This is a genomic window from Methylobacterium sp. R2-1 (genome assembly GCF_014191355.1).
In the GTDB taxonomy this organism is placed as follows: Bacteria; Pseudomonadota; Alphaproteobacteria; order Rhizobiales; family Beijerinckiaceae; genus Methylobacterium.
The window spans coordinates 69445-83746 of record NZ_JACHWM010000016.1 but is presented as its reverse complement, the minus strand read 5'-3'; the positions used below and the strand labels follow the sequence as shown (position 1 = coordinate 83746).

General features: G+C 70.6%; 10 protein-coding genes. 3 read left to right on the top strand and 7 right to left on the bottom strand.

Translation table 11 applies throughout. The features are described from left to right. Nucleotides 1–42: 42 nt before the first annotated feature. Genes FHU13_RS21425 through FHU13_RS21415 form a run of 3 tightly spaced genes read right to left on the bottom strand, consistent with a single transcriptional unit; the run spans nucleotide 43 to nucleotide 4033 of the window. Nucleotides 43–864, bottom strand: coding sequence for a class II glutamine amidotransferase (locus FHU13_RS21425; protein WP_183437872.1), 822 nt, complete (start codon nucleotides 862–864; stop codon nucleotides 43–45). A 50-nt stretch (nucleotides 865–914) separates the two neighbouring features. Further along, nucleotides 915–2144, bottom strand: a complete 1230-nt coding sequence (locus FHU13_RS21420; RefSeq protein ID WP_183437871.1) for a hypothetical protein — start codon at nucleotides 2142–2144, stop codon at nucleotides 915–917. Then, a complete protein-coding gene (locus FHU13_RS21415) occupies nucleotides 2141–4033 on the bottom strand; it encodes a quinol:electron acceptor oxidoreductase subunit ActD (protein WP_183437870.1) in 1893 nt (630 codons plus the stop codon). Before FHU13_RS21415 ends, FHU13_RS21420 begins: the two co-directional genes overlap by 4 nt. Before the next feature lie 438 nt (nucleotides 4034–4471). On the opposite strand from FHU13_RS21415, the gene FHU13_RS21410 reads away from it, so the two are divergent. The 3 genes from FHU13_RS21410 to FHU13_RS21400 all read left to right on the top strand — a co-directional run bounded on the left by FHU13_RS21410 (nucleotide 4472) and on the right by FHU13_RS21400 (nucleotide 9493). Beyond that, nucleotides 4472–7075 (top strand): ABC transporter ATP-binding protein/permease, encoded by a 2604-nt coding sequence (locus tag FHU13_RS21410; RefSeq protein ID WP_183437869.1) that lies wholly within the window; start codon nucleotides 4472–4474, stop codon nucleotides 7073–7075. Nucleotides 7076–7239: 164 nt separating this feature from the next. Further along, nucleotides 7240–8397, top strand: coding sequence for a murein L,D-transpeptidase family protein (locus tag FHU13_RS21405; protein WP_246714787.1), 1158 nt, complete (start codon nucleotides 7240–7242; stop codon nucleotides 8395–8397). A gap of 190 nt (nucleotides 8398–8587) precedes the next feature. Beyond that, the gene (locus tag FHU13_RS21400; protein ID WP_183437867.1) at nucleotides 8588–9493 is read left to right on the top strand and encodes an MBL fold metallo-hydrolase; all 906 of its coding nucleotides are present in this window, start codon (nucleotides 8588–8590) and stop codon (nucleotides 9491–9493) included. Nucleotides 9494–9616: 123 nt separating this feature from the next. On the opposite strand, the gene FHU13_RS21395 is transcribed toward FHU13_RS21400, so the two are convergent. The 4 genes from FHU13_RS21395 to FHU13_RS21380 all read right to left on the bottom strand — a co-directional run bounded on the left by FHU13_RS21395 (nucleotide 9617) and on the right by FHU13_RS21380 (nucleotide 14207). Then, nucleotides 9617–11107, bottom strand: coding sequence for an amino acid permease (locus FHU13_RS21395; protein WP_183437866.1), 1491 nt, complete (start codon nucleotides 11105–11107; stop codon nucleotides 9617–9619). A 162-nt stretch (nucleotides 11108–11269) separates the two neighbouring features. Further along, nucleotides 11270–11953, bottom strand: a complete 684-nt coding sequence (locus FHU13_RS21390; RefSeq protein ID WP_183437865.1) for a TenA family protein — start codon at nucleotides 11951–11953, stop codon at nucleotides 11270–11272. A 27-nt stretch (nucleotides 11954–11980) separates the two neighbouring features. Then, entirely contained in the window at nucleotides 11981–12670 is a 690-nt protein-coding gene (locus FHU13_RS21385) for a response regulator transcription factor (RefSeq protein WP_183437864.1), read from the bottom strand. A gap of 10 nt (nucleotides 12671–12680) precedes the next feature. Next, the gene (locus FHU13_RS21380; protein ID WP_183437863.1) at nucleotides 12681–14207 is read right to left on the bottom strand and encodes an ATP-binding protein; all 1527 of its coding nucleotides are present in this window, start codon (nucleotides 14205–14207) and stop codon (nucleotides 12681–12683) included. Between the last annotated feature and the right edge of the window lie 95 nt (nucleotides 14208–14302).

Sequence of the window (14302 nt, the reverse complement as noted above, 5' to 3'; positions counted from 1 at the left end):
TGAATGCGGCAGCCCAGACCGGCGTACCCAGTCCGAGCAGCGTCAGGCCGCGCCACGCATCTCTGGCGCCGGCCGCGACCGCCGCCGCGACACACCCTTCAGCACCCGCACGGCCCCGTCGGTCAGGACCAGGGTGTCGCCGCGCTCCAGCTCGGTCCAAGTCTCGTCTCGGGTCAGCGCCCGTGTGGCGATCACGGTGACGATATCGGTCTTGGTGGTCTCCTGCGCGAAGTCGACCCGCCAATCCTCGTCGATCAGCGTCGCCGTACCGAACGGGGCCCGGCGGGTCAGGTAGCAGAGCCGCTTGCCGCAATGGGCGTAGAGCACGCGGCTGTCGGTGAGCAGCATGTTGAACACGCCGAGTTCGGACAAGGTGAAGGCGTACTCGGCGATCGCCGCCTCGAGGGCGGCCGTGCGCGGCGGCTTGGGGAAGCGTTCCTGGAGCTGCGACAGGATCCAGCAGAAGGCGTGCTCGCTGTCCGTGGTGCCGACCGGCTCGAACCGGCCGAGCGGCAGGCGCTTCACGCCTTTCAGCTGGCCGTTATGGGCGAAGGTCCATGGCCGACCCCACAGCTCGCGGGAGAAGGGGTGGGTGTTCTCCAAGCTGACGCGCCCGCGATTGGCCTTGCGGACATGGGCGACGACGATGCGGCTCTTGATGGGGTAGCGGCGCAGCAGCTTGGCGAGTTCGGAGCGGGCGCTCGGCTCCGGGTCGTGGAAGGAGCGGCAGCCGCGTCCCTCGTAGAAGGTAATGCCCCAGCCATCGGCGTGCGGCCCGGTCTCGCCGCCGCGCCGGGCCAGCGCCGCGAAGGAGAACCGGATGTCGGTCGGCACATTCGCGCTCATTCCGAGCAGTTCGCACATGGTCGCCGGGGTCTTCTGCGTCGCGCAAGGTCGAGGGTGGGGAGAGGAAACTAGGAAGCTTCGGGAGGGCGAACAACCGATTTGCGGCGTGTGTCCCCCGCCGCCGGTCCCGTATGCCCCCTCCCGCGCTGCCGGCCCGGCCAGGCGGGGGTGACGGCAAGCCCCGGGATCAGGCGTCGGACGGCGGGCGCCAGCCCCATGGCCAGACCGGCAAGGCCGGCAAGCGCCAGAAGGTCCGTGAGACCGAGGCGGAAGCCGCCACGGAAGGCCGGCGTGACGAACCAGAACAGCTCGGCACCGTGGATTCCGACAGCGAGCGCCGCCACGAGCCGTGTGCGGTTCTCGCCGGGGCGCAGGGTCAGGGCGGCGGCGAGCGCCACGACGGCGGCCGCGGACAGCGCCAAGACGCGGCCGTAGAAACTCGAGCGCAACCGGTACCACGCGGCAGCCTCCGGATCGGCCGCGGCGCCGAGCATCAGGAATTGGACCGCGTGCAGGCCGGCCCAGACGAGGAGCAGCACGGCGAGCGGCGTCAGGCGGTCGTGCCGGCGCCGTGCCGGCCCGACATCCGGCGGCGCGACGAGGATCGCTGCAGCGAGCGCGAGGCTCGACCACGCCGCCAGCACCAGCAGGCCGAAGGCGCTGGCGTGGAAGCGCAGACCGGGATCGGTGCCGACCGCCATGACGAGATCGTCGGCGGCCAGCGTGCCGACCACCGTGTGGAGGCCGAGGCCGAGCACCGCGCGCCCGTCGTCGATCCGTCCGGCCTTGGCCCAGGGCTCGCCGCCGCGGCGGGCAAAGAGCAAGGCGAGTCCGGTCCAGAGGGCGAAGTAGAGGCCGAGGCGGGCCGCGAGGAACAGCGGCGCATTTCCGAACAGGATGAGCGGTCCGTCCGGCCCGGCGCTGTCCGGGCCTGGGTAGAGCAGGCCGGCAGCGAGGGGGATCGGAAGAGCGAGGATGGCGGCCACTGGCATCAGCACCAGCAGGCCGCGCAGGGTCTCCAACAGGGCGGTTTCGGGCTGCGGGCGCCACGCGTCCGCTCGCTCGATCATGATGACGACAGGGAGCGCCCCCGCAGGCAGGGCCAGGAGGCAGGTCCAAGCGGCGAGATAGGAGGGCACGAGACGCGGCAGACCGGCATGGTGGAGCGCGAGCAGCAAGCATCCCACCCCCACGGCGAACGCCGCCGCCGGGCGGCGGGCGGGATCGAGGAAGTAGCCGCTTGCGGATTTCGCCCCTGCCGCCCTGCGAGCGGCGCCGCCCTTTTCCTCGGCACTCACCGCAGCCGCACCGGAGCAGAGGGACCATACAGGGCGAGGGGGCGTCCGGCCGCTTCCGGCAGCGCGTTGAGGCGCCGCACGAGGGCGGCCGGGTTGAACCGGGCGGCGTCGGGCTCGCGCGAGGGATCGATCGTCAGGACGAAACGTCCGGCGAGGGCGGAAGGCGGCCGGTGATCGCGTCGCGTGGCCCTGAGCGCCACGACGAGCGCGGCTCCAAGACCGAGGACCCCGCCCAACGCTCCGGCGGAGAGGGCCGGCACCGCCGCCATGGCCCATGAGAGCGGCCAAGAGACCGGCCAGAAGACCGGCCAAGTGGCGGGTGAGGCGAGCGCCGCCACGTCCGCGAGCCCCTCCGGCATCGCATCTGCAAGACCGATGACGCGGGCCGCGAGGAAGGCCGCGGCACCGAGGAAGGCGCCGGACAGCGCGAAGCGGTTCAGGCGCTGGCCACCCACGTGCAGGGCGGCCGCGGCCTCCGGCATCGGCACGGGGCCGTAAGCGTCGAGCCGCGACGGTGCGTCGGGCCCGGAAAGCCCTCGCACGGCCTCGACGAGTTCGGCCTCCGAAGCGAAGACTGCGAGAAGACCCGGCCGCGGCCCCTGATCCGACGATCGGTCGCGACTGAATTCGAGCTCTGCCTCCGGCGCCCCAAGCGCCGCATGCGGGTTGTGGGCGAGAGCGAGTTGCCGCGTCTCGGCGATCGAGACCGGCGGCACAAGACGGAAGAGCAGGAGCAGGCCGAGGACGAACAGCCCGGCGGACCCGATCGCGGCGGCTGCGGCGGTCCCGAGGTCGGCGAGATCCGTTTCCGTTGTTCCGGTCCGCGCGGCGAGCACGTGATCGGCGCCGAGGCCGGCGGCGACGAGAGCGCCGATCAGGCCGAGGACGATGGCGCTGCGGCGGACGGGGGCGATCCAGAACAACTGCGTGGGAAGAAGGCCGGCGAGCATGAGCGTCCAGAAGGCGGGTGCCTCGTCGCCGAGGAGCCTGCGGGTCAGGCGTGCCCGCTCGACCGAATCGCCGTAGAGGAGCGCAGTGACGTTCTCGGTGACGTGGCAATAGAGGGCCGCGAGGCCGAAGGCGAGGATCAGCCTCCCCAGGATATCGAGATGCCGGCCGGTGATGAGGCCGTAAAGCCCGAGGCTCCGGCGCAGGGTCACGGTGAGCGCCGCGATCAACCCCGCAGCCGAGAGCACCGCCTCGACCAGCAGGGCGACCGGGAGCAGGGTGTCGTGCCGGTCGGTGCGAAAAGCCGCGGCCAGGGCGAGGTCGATCAGCACCGCCACCGCCGCGAGGATGCCGAGCAACGCGAACCCTCGGGACGCTCGCTCCCAGGCGAGCCATTGCAGCGCCGAGCCGGACCAGCCGGCCGACAGAACGCGGTAGACGCGAGACCATCGCCGATCCGGCTCCGCGGCGAGGCGGTCGCGCAGAACCGCCAGATCCGGCAGGAGCGCCGCCGCCCAGAATCCGCCGGCCGCCGCGAGCAACGCCGCAAGGCTCACTGAATGGAGCGGCACCGGGTGGAGGGCGGCGAGACCAGCACAGAGCAGGGCGGCGGTCTGCGCCAGCCGGCCGATCCCGCAGCGCCACGCGACGCCCGCGAGCAGCAGCAGCCCCGAGATCAGCAGGCATCCCGAGGCGAGCCCGATCCACCATCCGGCTCCGGCCGCGGCGAGGGCGGCGGGAACGGCCGAGCGCAGGCCGGCCCAAAGGAGGATCAGGACGAGTGTGCCGGCGACAGCAAACCGCCAGCGGCGACCCGCAGGTGCGAGCACGGCACCGGTGAGCGCGGCACCGATCGAGGAGACCGTCTCACCGGTGCCGAGTACCGGCATTCCGTAGAGGAAAGCGGGTGTGGGGGCGGGCGGAAGCGCGGGTTCGGTCATCGGCTCAACGGGCGGCCATAGAGCGCCGGCGTCCAGGGAGCCGGAGGGATAGGGCAGGCGCTTGGATGTCTCGCACGACCATCCGGCATCGTCCGTCGAGAGGGGAGAATATGGGCCCACCGAACGGAATGGCTGGGAACCACGCGAATGGCAGGCCCTCTGCGCGGAAGATGCAGGCACGCCCCGCCCGCCATGTGCTCTCCCGCACCAAAGAGCAACGCGCACGCGGGAATGCAATGCGACACGCGGGCAGGGCGGGCTTGCGCCGCGACGTTTCCGTGCGAAGAGGACGGTCCGTCACGGCTTCCTCACGCGCCTGCCCGCCGGACTCGCCCCTTACAACGCCGAAGCCCAAGTTCACCGGTAACGTCCTTCCGATGCCGCTTCCCACTGCAGCGAACCCGCCTGGCAGGCCTCGGCCCGGTGCTCGGAATGCCGATGGAGCGTAATCCCGTCCGGTTCGCCTGGGCCTCGTCGCCGCGCCGGCACGCGGCGGCGCTCGGGCTGGCGGTGGGTCTGGGCGGACCGCTGGCGCTGTTCGTGCTGCTGTGCCTGCGCGACCTCATCGCGGTCCTCACCCGCAGCAGCCCGGACGTCCTGCCCTTTCTACGGATCGCCCTGCCGCTGCCGGGCCATCACGGCAACGAGGCGCCGATCCTGTTCCAGGGCTGGAGCCTCTCGCCGACCGAGCTGCCGCTGATCGCGCTGAGTTTCCTCGCCGCCGCCGCCCTGCTTCTGGCCGCCCTCGGCGCGGTGGTCGCCTATCTGTGCTTCTCCGTCCAGGCCCGGGCCACGGCGCGGCTGCGGACGCGGGCCACCGAGGCGATTCTGGCCTCGCCTCCCGGCGCCCGCGAGGACCTGCGGGCACTGCCCGGACTCGTCGGCCAAGCCCTGACACGGATGGGATCGCTCGCGGCGGTCGGCATCGTGGTGCCCGGCCTGACGCTGGCCGCGGTCTTGCTCGCCCTCGTCATGGCGGAACTCGCCGCCCCGCGCCTCGTCCCGGTGATCGCCCTGCTGCTCGCCGCCGTGGGGCTGGCCCGGGCCCTGCTCGCCAGCCGCACCGCCGCCCGCCGCGGCCTGCGCCGGGCCGACACCGCCGCAACGGAGGCGGGCCTGCGCGATCTGATCCGGCGGATGCCGGCCGTGCGCGCCCACGGGGCGGCAGCGTTCGAGCGGCGGCGCCTCGGCCTGCGAGCGCGGGCGGCGCGCACGGCGCTGGTGCGGGCCGAGGCCCGGCTCGCCTACGCCCGGGCCCCGGCGCTCGCCCTCGTCGTGATCCTGCCCGCCCTCCTCATCGCGACCGCCCTGTGGCAGGGCGAGTCCGCCACCGAGGCCGACAACGTCCTGCCCGGAGCGCTGGTCGCCGCCGCCGGCGCCTTCGCGCTGGCCGCTGCCCTGGTCGCGATCAGCCTGCGCCTGTGGAACCAGTACCGTGTCGTCTCCCCGCTGTTCCGCACCATCGCCGAGACTTTGGATGCCCTCAATCCGCGCCTGCCGGGCGATCGCTCCCGCAGCGCAGCTCCGTTCCCGGAGACGGGCGCCCTCGTCGCCCGCGGCGTCGGCGCCTACGATCCCGGCAGCGGCGAGCGACTGACCGGGGTCGACCTCGCCCTGCCGATGCCGGCGCATGTGGCGATCGTGGGTCATCGCGGCAGCGGATCGCGGGCGCTCGCCGCCCTGCTCGCCGGGCAGATCGAGCCCACAGCCGGGGCCGTCACCTATGGCGGCATCGACCTGCGCGCCTTCGACTCCGCCGAGCGCGCCCGGCGGATCGCGCTCGCCGGCTCCGAGGCGATCCTGATCGAGGGGACGCTGCGCCAGAACCTGCTCTACGGCGCCCGCAGCGGCGACCGGGAAGCGTCGGGCCTCGCCGAGCGCATCGCCATCCTCAAGCTGACCGGGCTCGACGCCTTCGTCTACGAGCGGGGCCTGGAGGCGTCCGTCGATCCCGAGGACGATCCCGCCACGGCACAGGCGGTGGTCGCTGCCCGCTGGGCCGTCCGCGACGCGCTGGCCAGCGAGGGCATGGCCCGCCTCGTCGAGCCGTTCGACCCGGCCCGCTACAACCATCAGGCGGATATCGGCGAGAACATCCTGTTCGGCGAGGCGGTGAGCCCGGCCTTCTCGCAAGCGCGGCTCGCGGCGCATCCCTATCTCCGCGCCGTGCTGGAAGCGGAGGATCTGACCCGGACGCTGGTCGATGTCGGGCTTCAGGTCGCCCGCTCCACCGTCGAGATCTTTTCGGATTTGCCCGACGATCATCCGCTGTTCGAGACCTTCTCGCTGTTTCCAGCGGCGGAGCGGGGCTATTTCGAGGATCTGGTCGCGCGCCAGCCCGAGGCCCGCGGTTTCCGGCGCGGTCCCGCCGGCCACCGCGACCGCGAGCGGCTGATCGGGCTGGCGCTGCGCTACAGCGAGACGCGTCACCGCTTCGGCCTGATCGATGCGGCGCTCGAGGAGCGTCTGGTCGCCGCCCGCCACTCCTTCGCGGCGATGCTGCCGCCGCGCTATCGCGAGAAGGTCGAGTTCTACGATCCCTCTCGGCTCACGGCCGCCGCGAGCTTGGAGGAGAATCTGCTGTTCGGGCGTATCACCCAAGGCGAGGCGGGCGCCGAGGGACGGGTGCGCGCCCTGGTGCGCCGGGTGCTCGCCGAGCAGGGGCTCGAACCCACCGTCTACCGGCTCGGCCTCGCGGCCCGGATCGAGGCCGGCGTCGCCGTGGCCGGCCAGGGCCAGCGCGCGGTTCTGGGGGAGGGCGCCCTCGGCCCGCGCGAGCGGGTGGCGATCGAGTTCGTGCGCTGCCTCGTGCGGCGCCCAGACATCCTCGTGGTCGGCCTCTCGCTCGACGACCGCAAGCCCGACGAGATCACCGCCCGAATCGAGCGCCTGCGGGCACTGCGCGCGGGTGCGGCCCTCATCGTCTGCCTGCCCGACGAGGACACCCTGAAGCGGCAGGCGCCGTTCGACGCCGTGCTGCGGGTGGAGCGGAACACCGTGGTGGCGGGTGATCCGCTGGAAACGGCCGCGATCCCCGCCTGACGGCTTCCGTTTCCCGCAAAACCGCCCCAAAGCTTGGGCACAATCCGGTTCCGTCGCCCGCGGGCGCCGCCGGTCAAACCCGGCCTCGATCGAGACGGTGCATGCTTTCCCCGAACGGCCCTGGACGCTTGTTGAGGTCTCTCCTCCGCACCTTCGTGCCGGCGATGATCGGGCTGCTGATCGTCGCCCTCTCGGACGCGACCGCGCGGGCCGATAAGGCCAACGCACCAATTCCGGCATCCACTCTGGCACTGATGGCCGCCCGCGGCACCGATGCCGCCGCGCCGATCGTGGTGCGGGCCTACAAGAAGGAATCCGAGATCGAGGTCTGGAAGCGCAACGCAGCCGGCCGCTACGTGCCGATCAAGACCTATCCGATCTGCCGTTGGTCGGGGCAACTCGGGCCGAAGACCAAGACAGGCGACCGGCAGACGCCGGAAGGGTTCTACACCGTGGCCAAGAGCCAGATGAACCCGAACTCGCGCTACTATCTCTCCTTCGATGTCGGCTACCCCAATGCCTACGACCGGGCGCACGGCTCCACGGGCTCGGCGGTGATGGTCCACGGCGTATGTTCCTCCATGGGCTGCTTCGCCATGACAGATGCGGTGGCGGGAGAACTGTTTTCCATTGCCCGTGAGGCATTCTCCGGGGGGCAGCGCGCGTTTCAGTTCCAGTCTTTCCCGTTCCGCATGACCGCCGCGAACATGGCCCGGCACCGCACCGACCCGAACATCGCCTTCTGGCGCCAACTGAAGGAGGGCTCCGACCGCTTCGAGGCGACCGGCGAGGAGCCGGTCGTGAGTGTGTCGGGCGGACGCTACGTCTTCGCCCCCTCGCCAGATCCGGCCAAGGAGGCGGCCTTCGTCGCCCTGCACAAGGACGAGACCGACCGCATCGCCACCCTGGTCGAGGAGGGCGCCGCGGCCGTGCGCACGACCTATTCCGACGGCGGGCAGCACGCCTTCTGGGCCGCGCGGATCCGCCAGGGTTTTCCGGTCGGCGACATCAGCCGTCCGGAGGCTTTGGCCTATGCCGGCCAGGAGGTCGTGCTGATCCCCGGCCGCCGCAGGCCGCCCCCTCCGCCTTCCGTGCCGGAAGCGGTTTGGGCCGCCTGGATCGGCCGCGACAGTCCATCCCTCGCGGTGCGGACCGCGGATTTCGTGCCGCCCTACGAGGTTGGGACGGACCGCTTCGCGGCACGCGTCGCGCGCTACGCACAGACTTGGACGAGCCTGACCCGCGCTGCCATCGAGGCGGAGATGCCCCCGCCTGAATTCACGCTTTCACAACCCTCGATTGAGAAGGTGGCGCAGCGCTGACTTGGACCTCCTCAAAACGGCGTGTGCGAGCACGCACACGGACCCGAATGGCGGGTCCCCATCTCAGCGCTGTACACTCCGTGCCCGAAGAGGGGCCGAAGGACAGCCGCGAAGACGTGCGCGGATGCGCACGGCGGCGCCGCTGCTACCCGAGAAGGCCCGGCATGAAGCCGGGCATTGGTGCCGATCCATGACCCTGCCATATCCAGCCAAGGACGACGCCCTCGTCCTGCGTTTCTGGGGCGTACGCGGCTCCACGCCGGTCAGTGGCCCTGAGACCGCCGAGTTCGGCGGCAATACGCCGTGCCTGGAGATCCGCTGCGGGGATCGCCTGTTCGTCATCGATGCCGGCTCGGGGCTCGGCGCCTTCGGGCGCAGCTGCCGCGAGGCGCTGCCGCAGGACATCGACCTGCTGTTCAGCCACCTCCATCTCGACCACACGGCCGGCCTGCCCTTCTTCAAGCCGGCGGTGATGAACTGCGACCACACGATCCACACCTATTGCGGGAATCTCGACGGCGCCAGCGCGCAGGACGCGCTCGACCGGCTGTTCTCGCCGCCGCTCTTTCCGGTGACCCTCGACGTGCTGCCCTGCACGTTCCGGCATCACGGTTTCAAAGCGGGCGAGCCGCTGACCTTCGCCGACGGCATCCGCGTCGACACGATCCTGCTCGACCACCCGCAGGGCTCGACCGGCTACCGCTTCGATTACGGCGGCAAGCGCCTCTGCGTGATCAGCGACATCGAGCACGGCGCGAACTGGCCCGACCCGGAACTGTGCCGCTTCGTCGAGGGTGCCGACCTCCTCGTCTACGACGGCATGTTCACCGAGGGCGAGTATCCCTGCTGCAAAGGCTGGGGCCACTCGACCTGGCAGAAGGGCGTCGAGCTGGCCAAGGGGGCGGGTGCCAAGGCACTCGCCATCATCCACCTGCACCCCGCCCATTCGGACGTGCAACTGCGCAAGGTCGAGGCCGAGATGCAGGCCGAGATGCCGACGGCCTTCATCGCCCGCGAGCGCCAGTCGATCGAGGTGGGCCGTCCCCTCATCGGCCTTGCCGAACCGCCGATGCTGGCGCTGGCTCGCCGGGCCTGATGGCCGGGAAGTCACCGCGGCTCAGCGCCACGCGTTGCACGGCGACGCTTACTCCGAGATGGCTGACCTGATTGAGAGAGGCGGCCCCTCGCAGCGATGCGAGTGGCCGGTCTCGGGCAGGGTTCAGATCGCCGTCGTCACGCTCGCGCCCTCCTCGCGGCCGATGCGGCTGTGCTTGCGGCTCCAGGCGAAGTAGATCACGAGGCCGATCGCGAGCCAGATGATCAGGCGCAGCCACGTGTCGCCGTCGAGCGAGAGCATCATGCCCAGGCAGAACAGCGCGCCGAGGATCGGCACGAACGGCACCAGCGGCGTGCGGTAGGCACGCGGTGCATCGGGCTGGGTGCGGCGCAGGATGACGACACCGGCGCAGACGAGGATGAAGGCGAGCAGGGTGCCGATGCTCGTCATGTGGCCGAGCTGCGAGATCGGCAGGAAGCCGCCGAGCGCGCTGGTGAACACCATGAAGAACAGGTTCGAGCGGTAGGGCGTCTTCCACTTCGGATGGATCGCCGAGAAGAAGCCCGGCAGCAGGCGGTCCTTGGACATGGAGTAGAACACCCGGCTCTGGCCGAGCAGCAGCACGAGGATCACGGTCGAGAAGCCGCAGATCACGCCGAAGGTGACGAGGCTCTTCAGCCACGGATAGGGCGTCGCGGCGATCGCCGTGTTCACCGGCGCGGCGTCGCCCCGCATGGCGTCGTAGTGGACGAGACCGGTCAGTACGCCCGCGAAGGCGATGTAGAGGGCCGTGCAGATCGCGAGCGAACCCAGGATGCCGATCATCATGTTGCGCTGGGGGTTCTTCGCCTCCTGCGCCGCGGTCGAGACCGCGTCGAAACCGACATAGGCGAAGAACACTACGCCGGCCGCGCGCATCACGCCGCTCCAGCCGTACTCGCCGAAGGTGCCGGTGTTGGCCGGCAGGAAGGGGTCGTAGTTCTGGGCCTTGATATAGAACAGGCCGACCCCGATCACGGTGATCACCACGGCGAGCTTGATCAGCACCACCACGCCGTTGACCCGGGCCGACGACCGGATGCCGACGATGAGCAGGGCCGAGGCCGCGATCACGATCAGGATCGCCGGCAGGTTGACGAGGCCATGCGCTGCCGTGCCGTCGGCGAGCTGGTAGGTCTCGAAGGGCGAGTGCACCAGGGAGCCCGGCAGATTGATGCCGAGCGTGTCGCGCAGGAAGCGCGTGACGTAACGCGACCAGCTCACCGAGACGGTGGCCGCGCCGACCGCGTATTCGAGCACGAGATCCCAGCCGATGATCCAGGCGAGGAACTCGCCCATCGTGGCGTAGGTGTAGGTGTAGGCGGAGCCCGCCACCGGGATCATGCCAGCGAGCTCGCTGTAGCACATACCGGCGAGCGCGCAGCCGATCGCCGCGATGGCGAAGGAGAGCGTCACCGCCGGGCCCGCATGCTCGGCCGCGGCGATGCCGGTGAGCGAGAACAGGCCGGCGCCGATCACCGCGCCGATGCCGAGGCCGATCAGGCTCCAGGGGCCGAGATGGCGTTCCAGCTTGTTCTCACCGGATTCGGCGTCGGCATTGAGCCGTTCCAGCGTCTTGATCCGAAAGAGATCACTCGCCAAGCCTGACGCCATATCCGTCCCACCCCCGTTCGATGACCCCGTCCCTCGTAAGAGGGCCTGCACGATGTCACATCTGATAGATCAACCGCGAAACCGGCGCGCGCGCAACGGCCGGCTGTGACAATACCGTGCAAGGAAGCGGCCAAGATGTATCGGCTCGCTGTCGGATTCAGGTCACAGCGGCCAGGAAACGTCGCGGTAGGCCCCATCCCAGAACCCGTATTCGAGGCGGGTGGCGTGGGCGTAGGCCGCGTGCATGCGGGCGCGTAAGGAAGGCGAGGCATCCGCCGCGGCCTCGTCGGTCGCGGCGATCATCGCGGCCACCGCCTCGCCGAACTCCTCGCCGGCATAGGTGTCGATCCAGGCACGGTAGGAATTGTCCGGCCTCGCGCGGGAGAAGATGTCGCGACCGACCTCCGCGTAGATCCAGAAACAGGGTAGGAGCGCCCCGAGCACGACCTCGTAGGGCTCAGCAAAGGCCGAGGCCGTCAGCCACGCGACATAGTGGTCGCAAGCGGGCGAGAGCGGCGTGGCCGCAAAGGTCCCGGCATCGATGCCGTACTCCCGGAAGAAGCCGCCGTGCAGCGCCCGCTCGACCACGATGGCAGTCTCGGCGCCGCGGGCGAACTGCACGATCCGGTCGGGGTGCGGCGCCTTGGCGGCGGCGAGCGCCAGCGCCCGGCCGAAGCCGATGAGGTAGTGTGCGTCCTGCACGATGTAGCGGCGGAAGCGCTCGGAACTCAGAGAGCCGTCCGCGAGCTCAGCGTTGAACGGCATCGTGCGGATGGCCTCGTAGGCCGCGAGATTGCGGACCCAGGCTTCCTCCGAGAAGCGCCGGGCAGAGGGGGTGTCGGCCAAGAACAGCGCTCCGTCGCTCGAAAAGAACTAGCCCTGCCGCTGGGCCTGCGTCACCGCCACATGGATCAACTCGGCGAGCGTGCGCACCTTGAGCTTCTGGCGCATCTGCGAGCAGGCATTGGTCACGGTCTTGTAGCTGACCGAGAGGTCGGCGGCGATGGCGCCGTAGGACTTGCCCTGCGCCAGACGGGCGAGGATCTGCTGCTCGCGCGGGGTGAGCTGGGTCTCCGGGGTGCGGCGCGGATCGGCGCGCAGCATGGCGACCTCGGTGGCGAGACGACGGTCGAGGTAGACCTCGCCCGCACGCACCCGATCGAAGGCCTGAAACAGTTCGTTCGAGGCATGGTCCTTGAGCACGTAGCCGAGCGCTCCGGCCTCCAGTGCGCGGGAGACGATGACCGGATCGTTGTGCATCGAGAAGACGAGAACACGGGTCTCGGGCTCGATGGCGCGCATGCGCCGGATCAGAGCGAGGCCGGCGAGCCCGCTGCCCTGGAAGGTCAGATCGCAGATCACCACCGGCGGGCGCAGGCGGTGGAAGGCGCGGTAGCCGGAGACGACGCCGGTCGCCTCCACCACGGTCTCGATCCCGGCATCCTCCAGCACACGGCGACAGCCCTGCAGGACGATCGGGTGATCGTCGATGACCAGGACGGGGACAGGACCGCCCTTACTCGACGCCGCTTTCATCACGGGGCTGCTGACCGGCGCGTTCATCTTACACGCATCACTTGGGTTGCGGCGCGGGCGGAGGCGGAACCTCGCTGCCGTCACGCTCGGGATCGATCGGGAGGGTGATCCGGACAACGGTTCCGGAAGCGCCGTTGTCAAGAGAAGCCGTGTCGAGGCCGAAATGGCCGCCCAGCGCCTCGACCCGCTCGCGCATACCGGACAGGCCGAGGCCGACGCGGTGGTCGGGCGCGATGCCGGTGCCGTCATCCTCGACGCTCAGCCGCAGGAGCGTCAGGCCGGCCGCGTCGGTCTCCTGCGCCACCCGGGCTCGGACGTGGCGGGCGCCGCCGTGGCGCACGGCGTTGGTGCTGCTCTCTTGGATGCAACGGAACACGGTGAGATCGACGATGTCGCCGTAGCCCCGCGCCAGTCCCTCGAACGCACCTTCGAAGCTTGTGTCGGGGTGGCGCCGCTGGAAGTCGCGCAAGAGGAGGCTGAGGCAATCGGCGAGCGGCACCTCGCCGAGCCCGTGCGGGCGCAGACGGTTGAGGAGGTCGCGGTTGAGGACCTGAACCTGGCCGACGATGCTGCCGATGTCGCCGGCCCGCGCCGCGAGCCGGCCGCGGTCGATCTCGCCAGGGCTGGCAGCGAGCCGCGCCACGGAGGCCGCGTTCGCCTCCAGCGCGAACAGGCACGGGCCGAACTCGTCGTGGAGTTCGAGGGCGATGCGGGCACGCTCGTCGTCCTGAGCCGTCAGGAGTTGACGGTTGAGGCGGCCATTGGCGGCCCGCGCCTCGGAGAGCGCCCCGGCCACGCGGTTGAAGCGCTCGGCGATCACCGCCAGCTCGCGGGAGGCGGGCGGGTCGAGATGGGCGGTGTAGTCGTGCCGCTCCAGTCGGGTCAGCCCGTCGGCGAGACGCCCAAGCGGCCGCAGGATGCGCCCGAGCGCCAGGGTGAGGGCGGCAAGCACCGCGAGGTTCAGGATCAGGCTGGCCAAAGCCAGCGAGCGCGCATAGCCCCAGACCTCCTCGATCTCGTCGAGGGGCTGAGTCGTGATCGCGGCGGTGCCGATCCGCTCGCCTCTCACGACGATGGGCAGATCGTGCTGACGCGGCTCGGGAGCGATGAGCCTAACGAACCAGCGCGGCACCGTACGCTGCTCGCGCCCCTGCTCGGACGGACCGAAGCCGACGCGCCGCCCTTCCGCATCGTGGATCGTCACGCGCACGTGGCGCAGGGCCTGAAAGCGCAGGTCGAGGGTGTGGAGCACGCTCTCGGGGCTCGGGCTGCGCAGGGAGCGGATGGTATCGGCCACCAAGGGTTCGACGGTCGCGAGACTGGCCGCCATCTCGACCTGGACGGCGCTGCGCGCGGTCAGAACGATCACGCCGCAGGAGACCAGGGCGGCGACGACATCGATGGCGAGCACGATCAGGATCAGACGCGTACGCGTCGGCCAGCCGGCCCAGAACGGAACGGCCGCGCCACCGGCCCGATCCCGAGCCTCGTCAGCGTTGGAATCGGTCGTCGGTTGCGCCGTCATCGGCGGCAGAACGGAATGCGTCGCGGCGGGATTTGGCACGGGCCCTCGCGGTCGATCAGGCCACCGTCCGCCGAGGGCGCCGCAGACCGGCAAGGTCCGGGATCTTTCGGCAAGCCGACATCGGATAAAAGTCT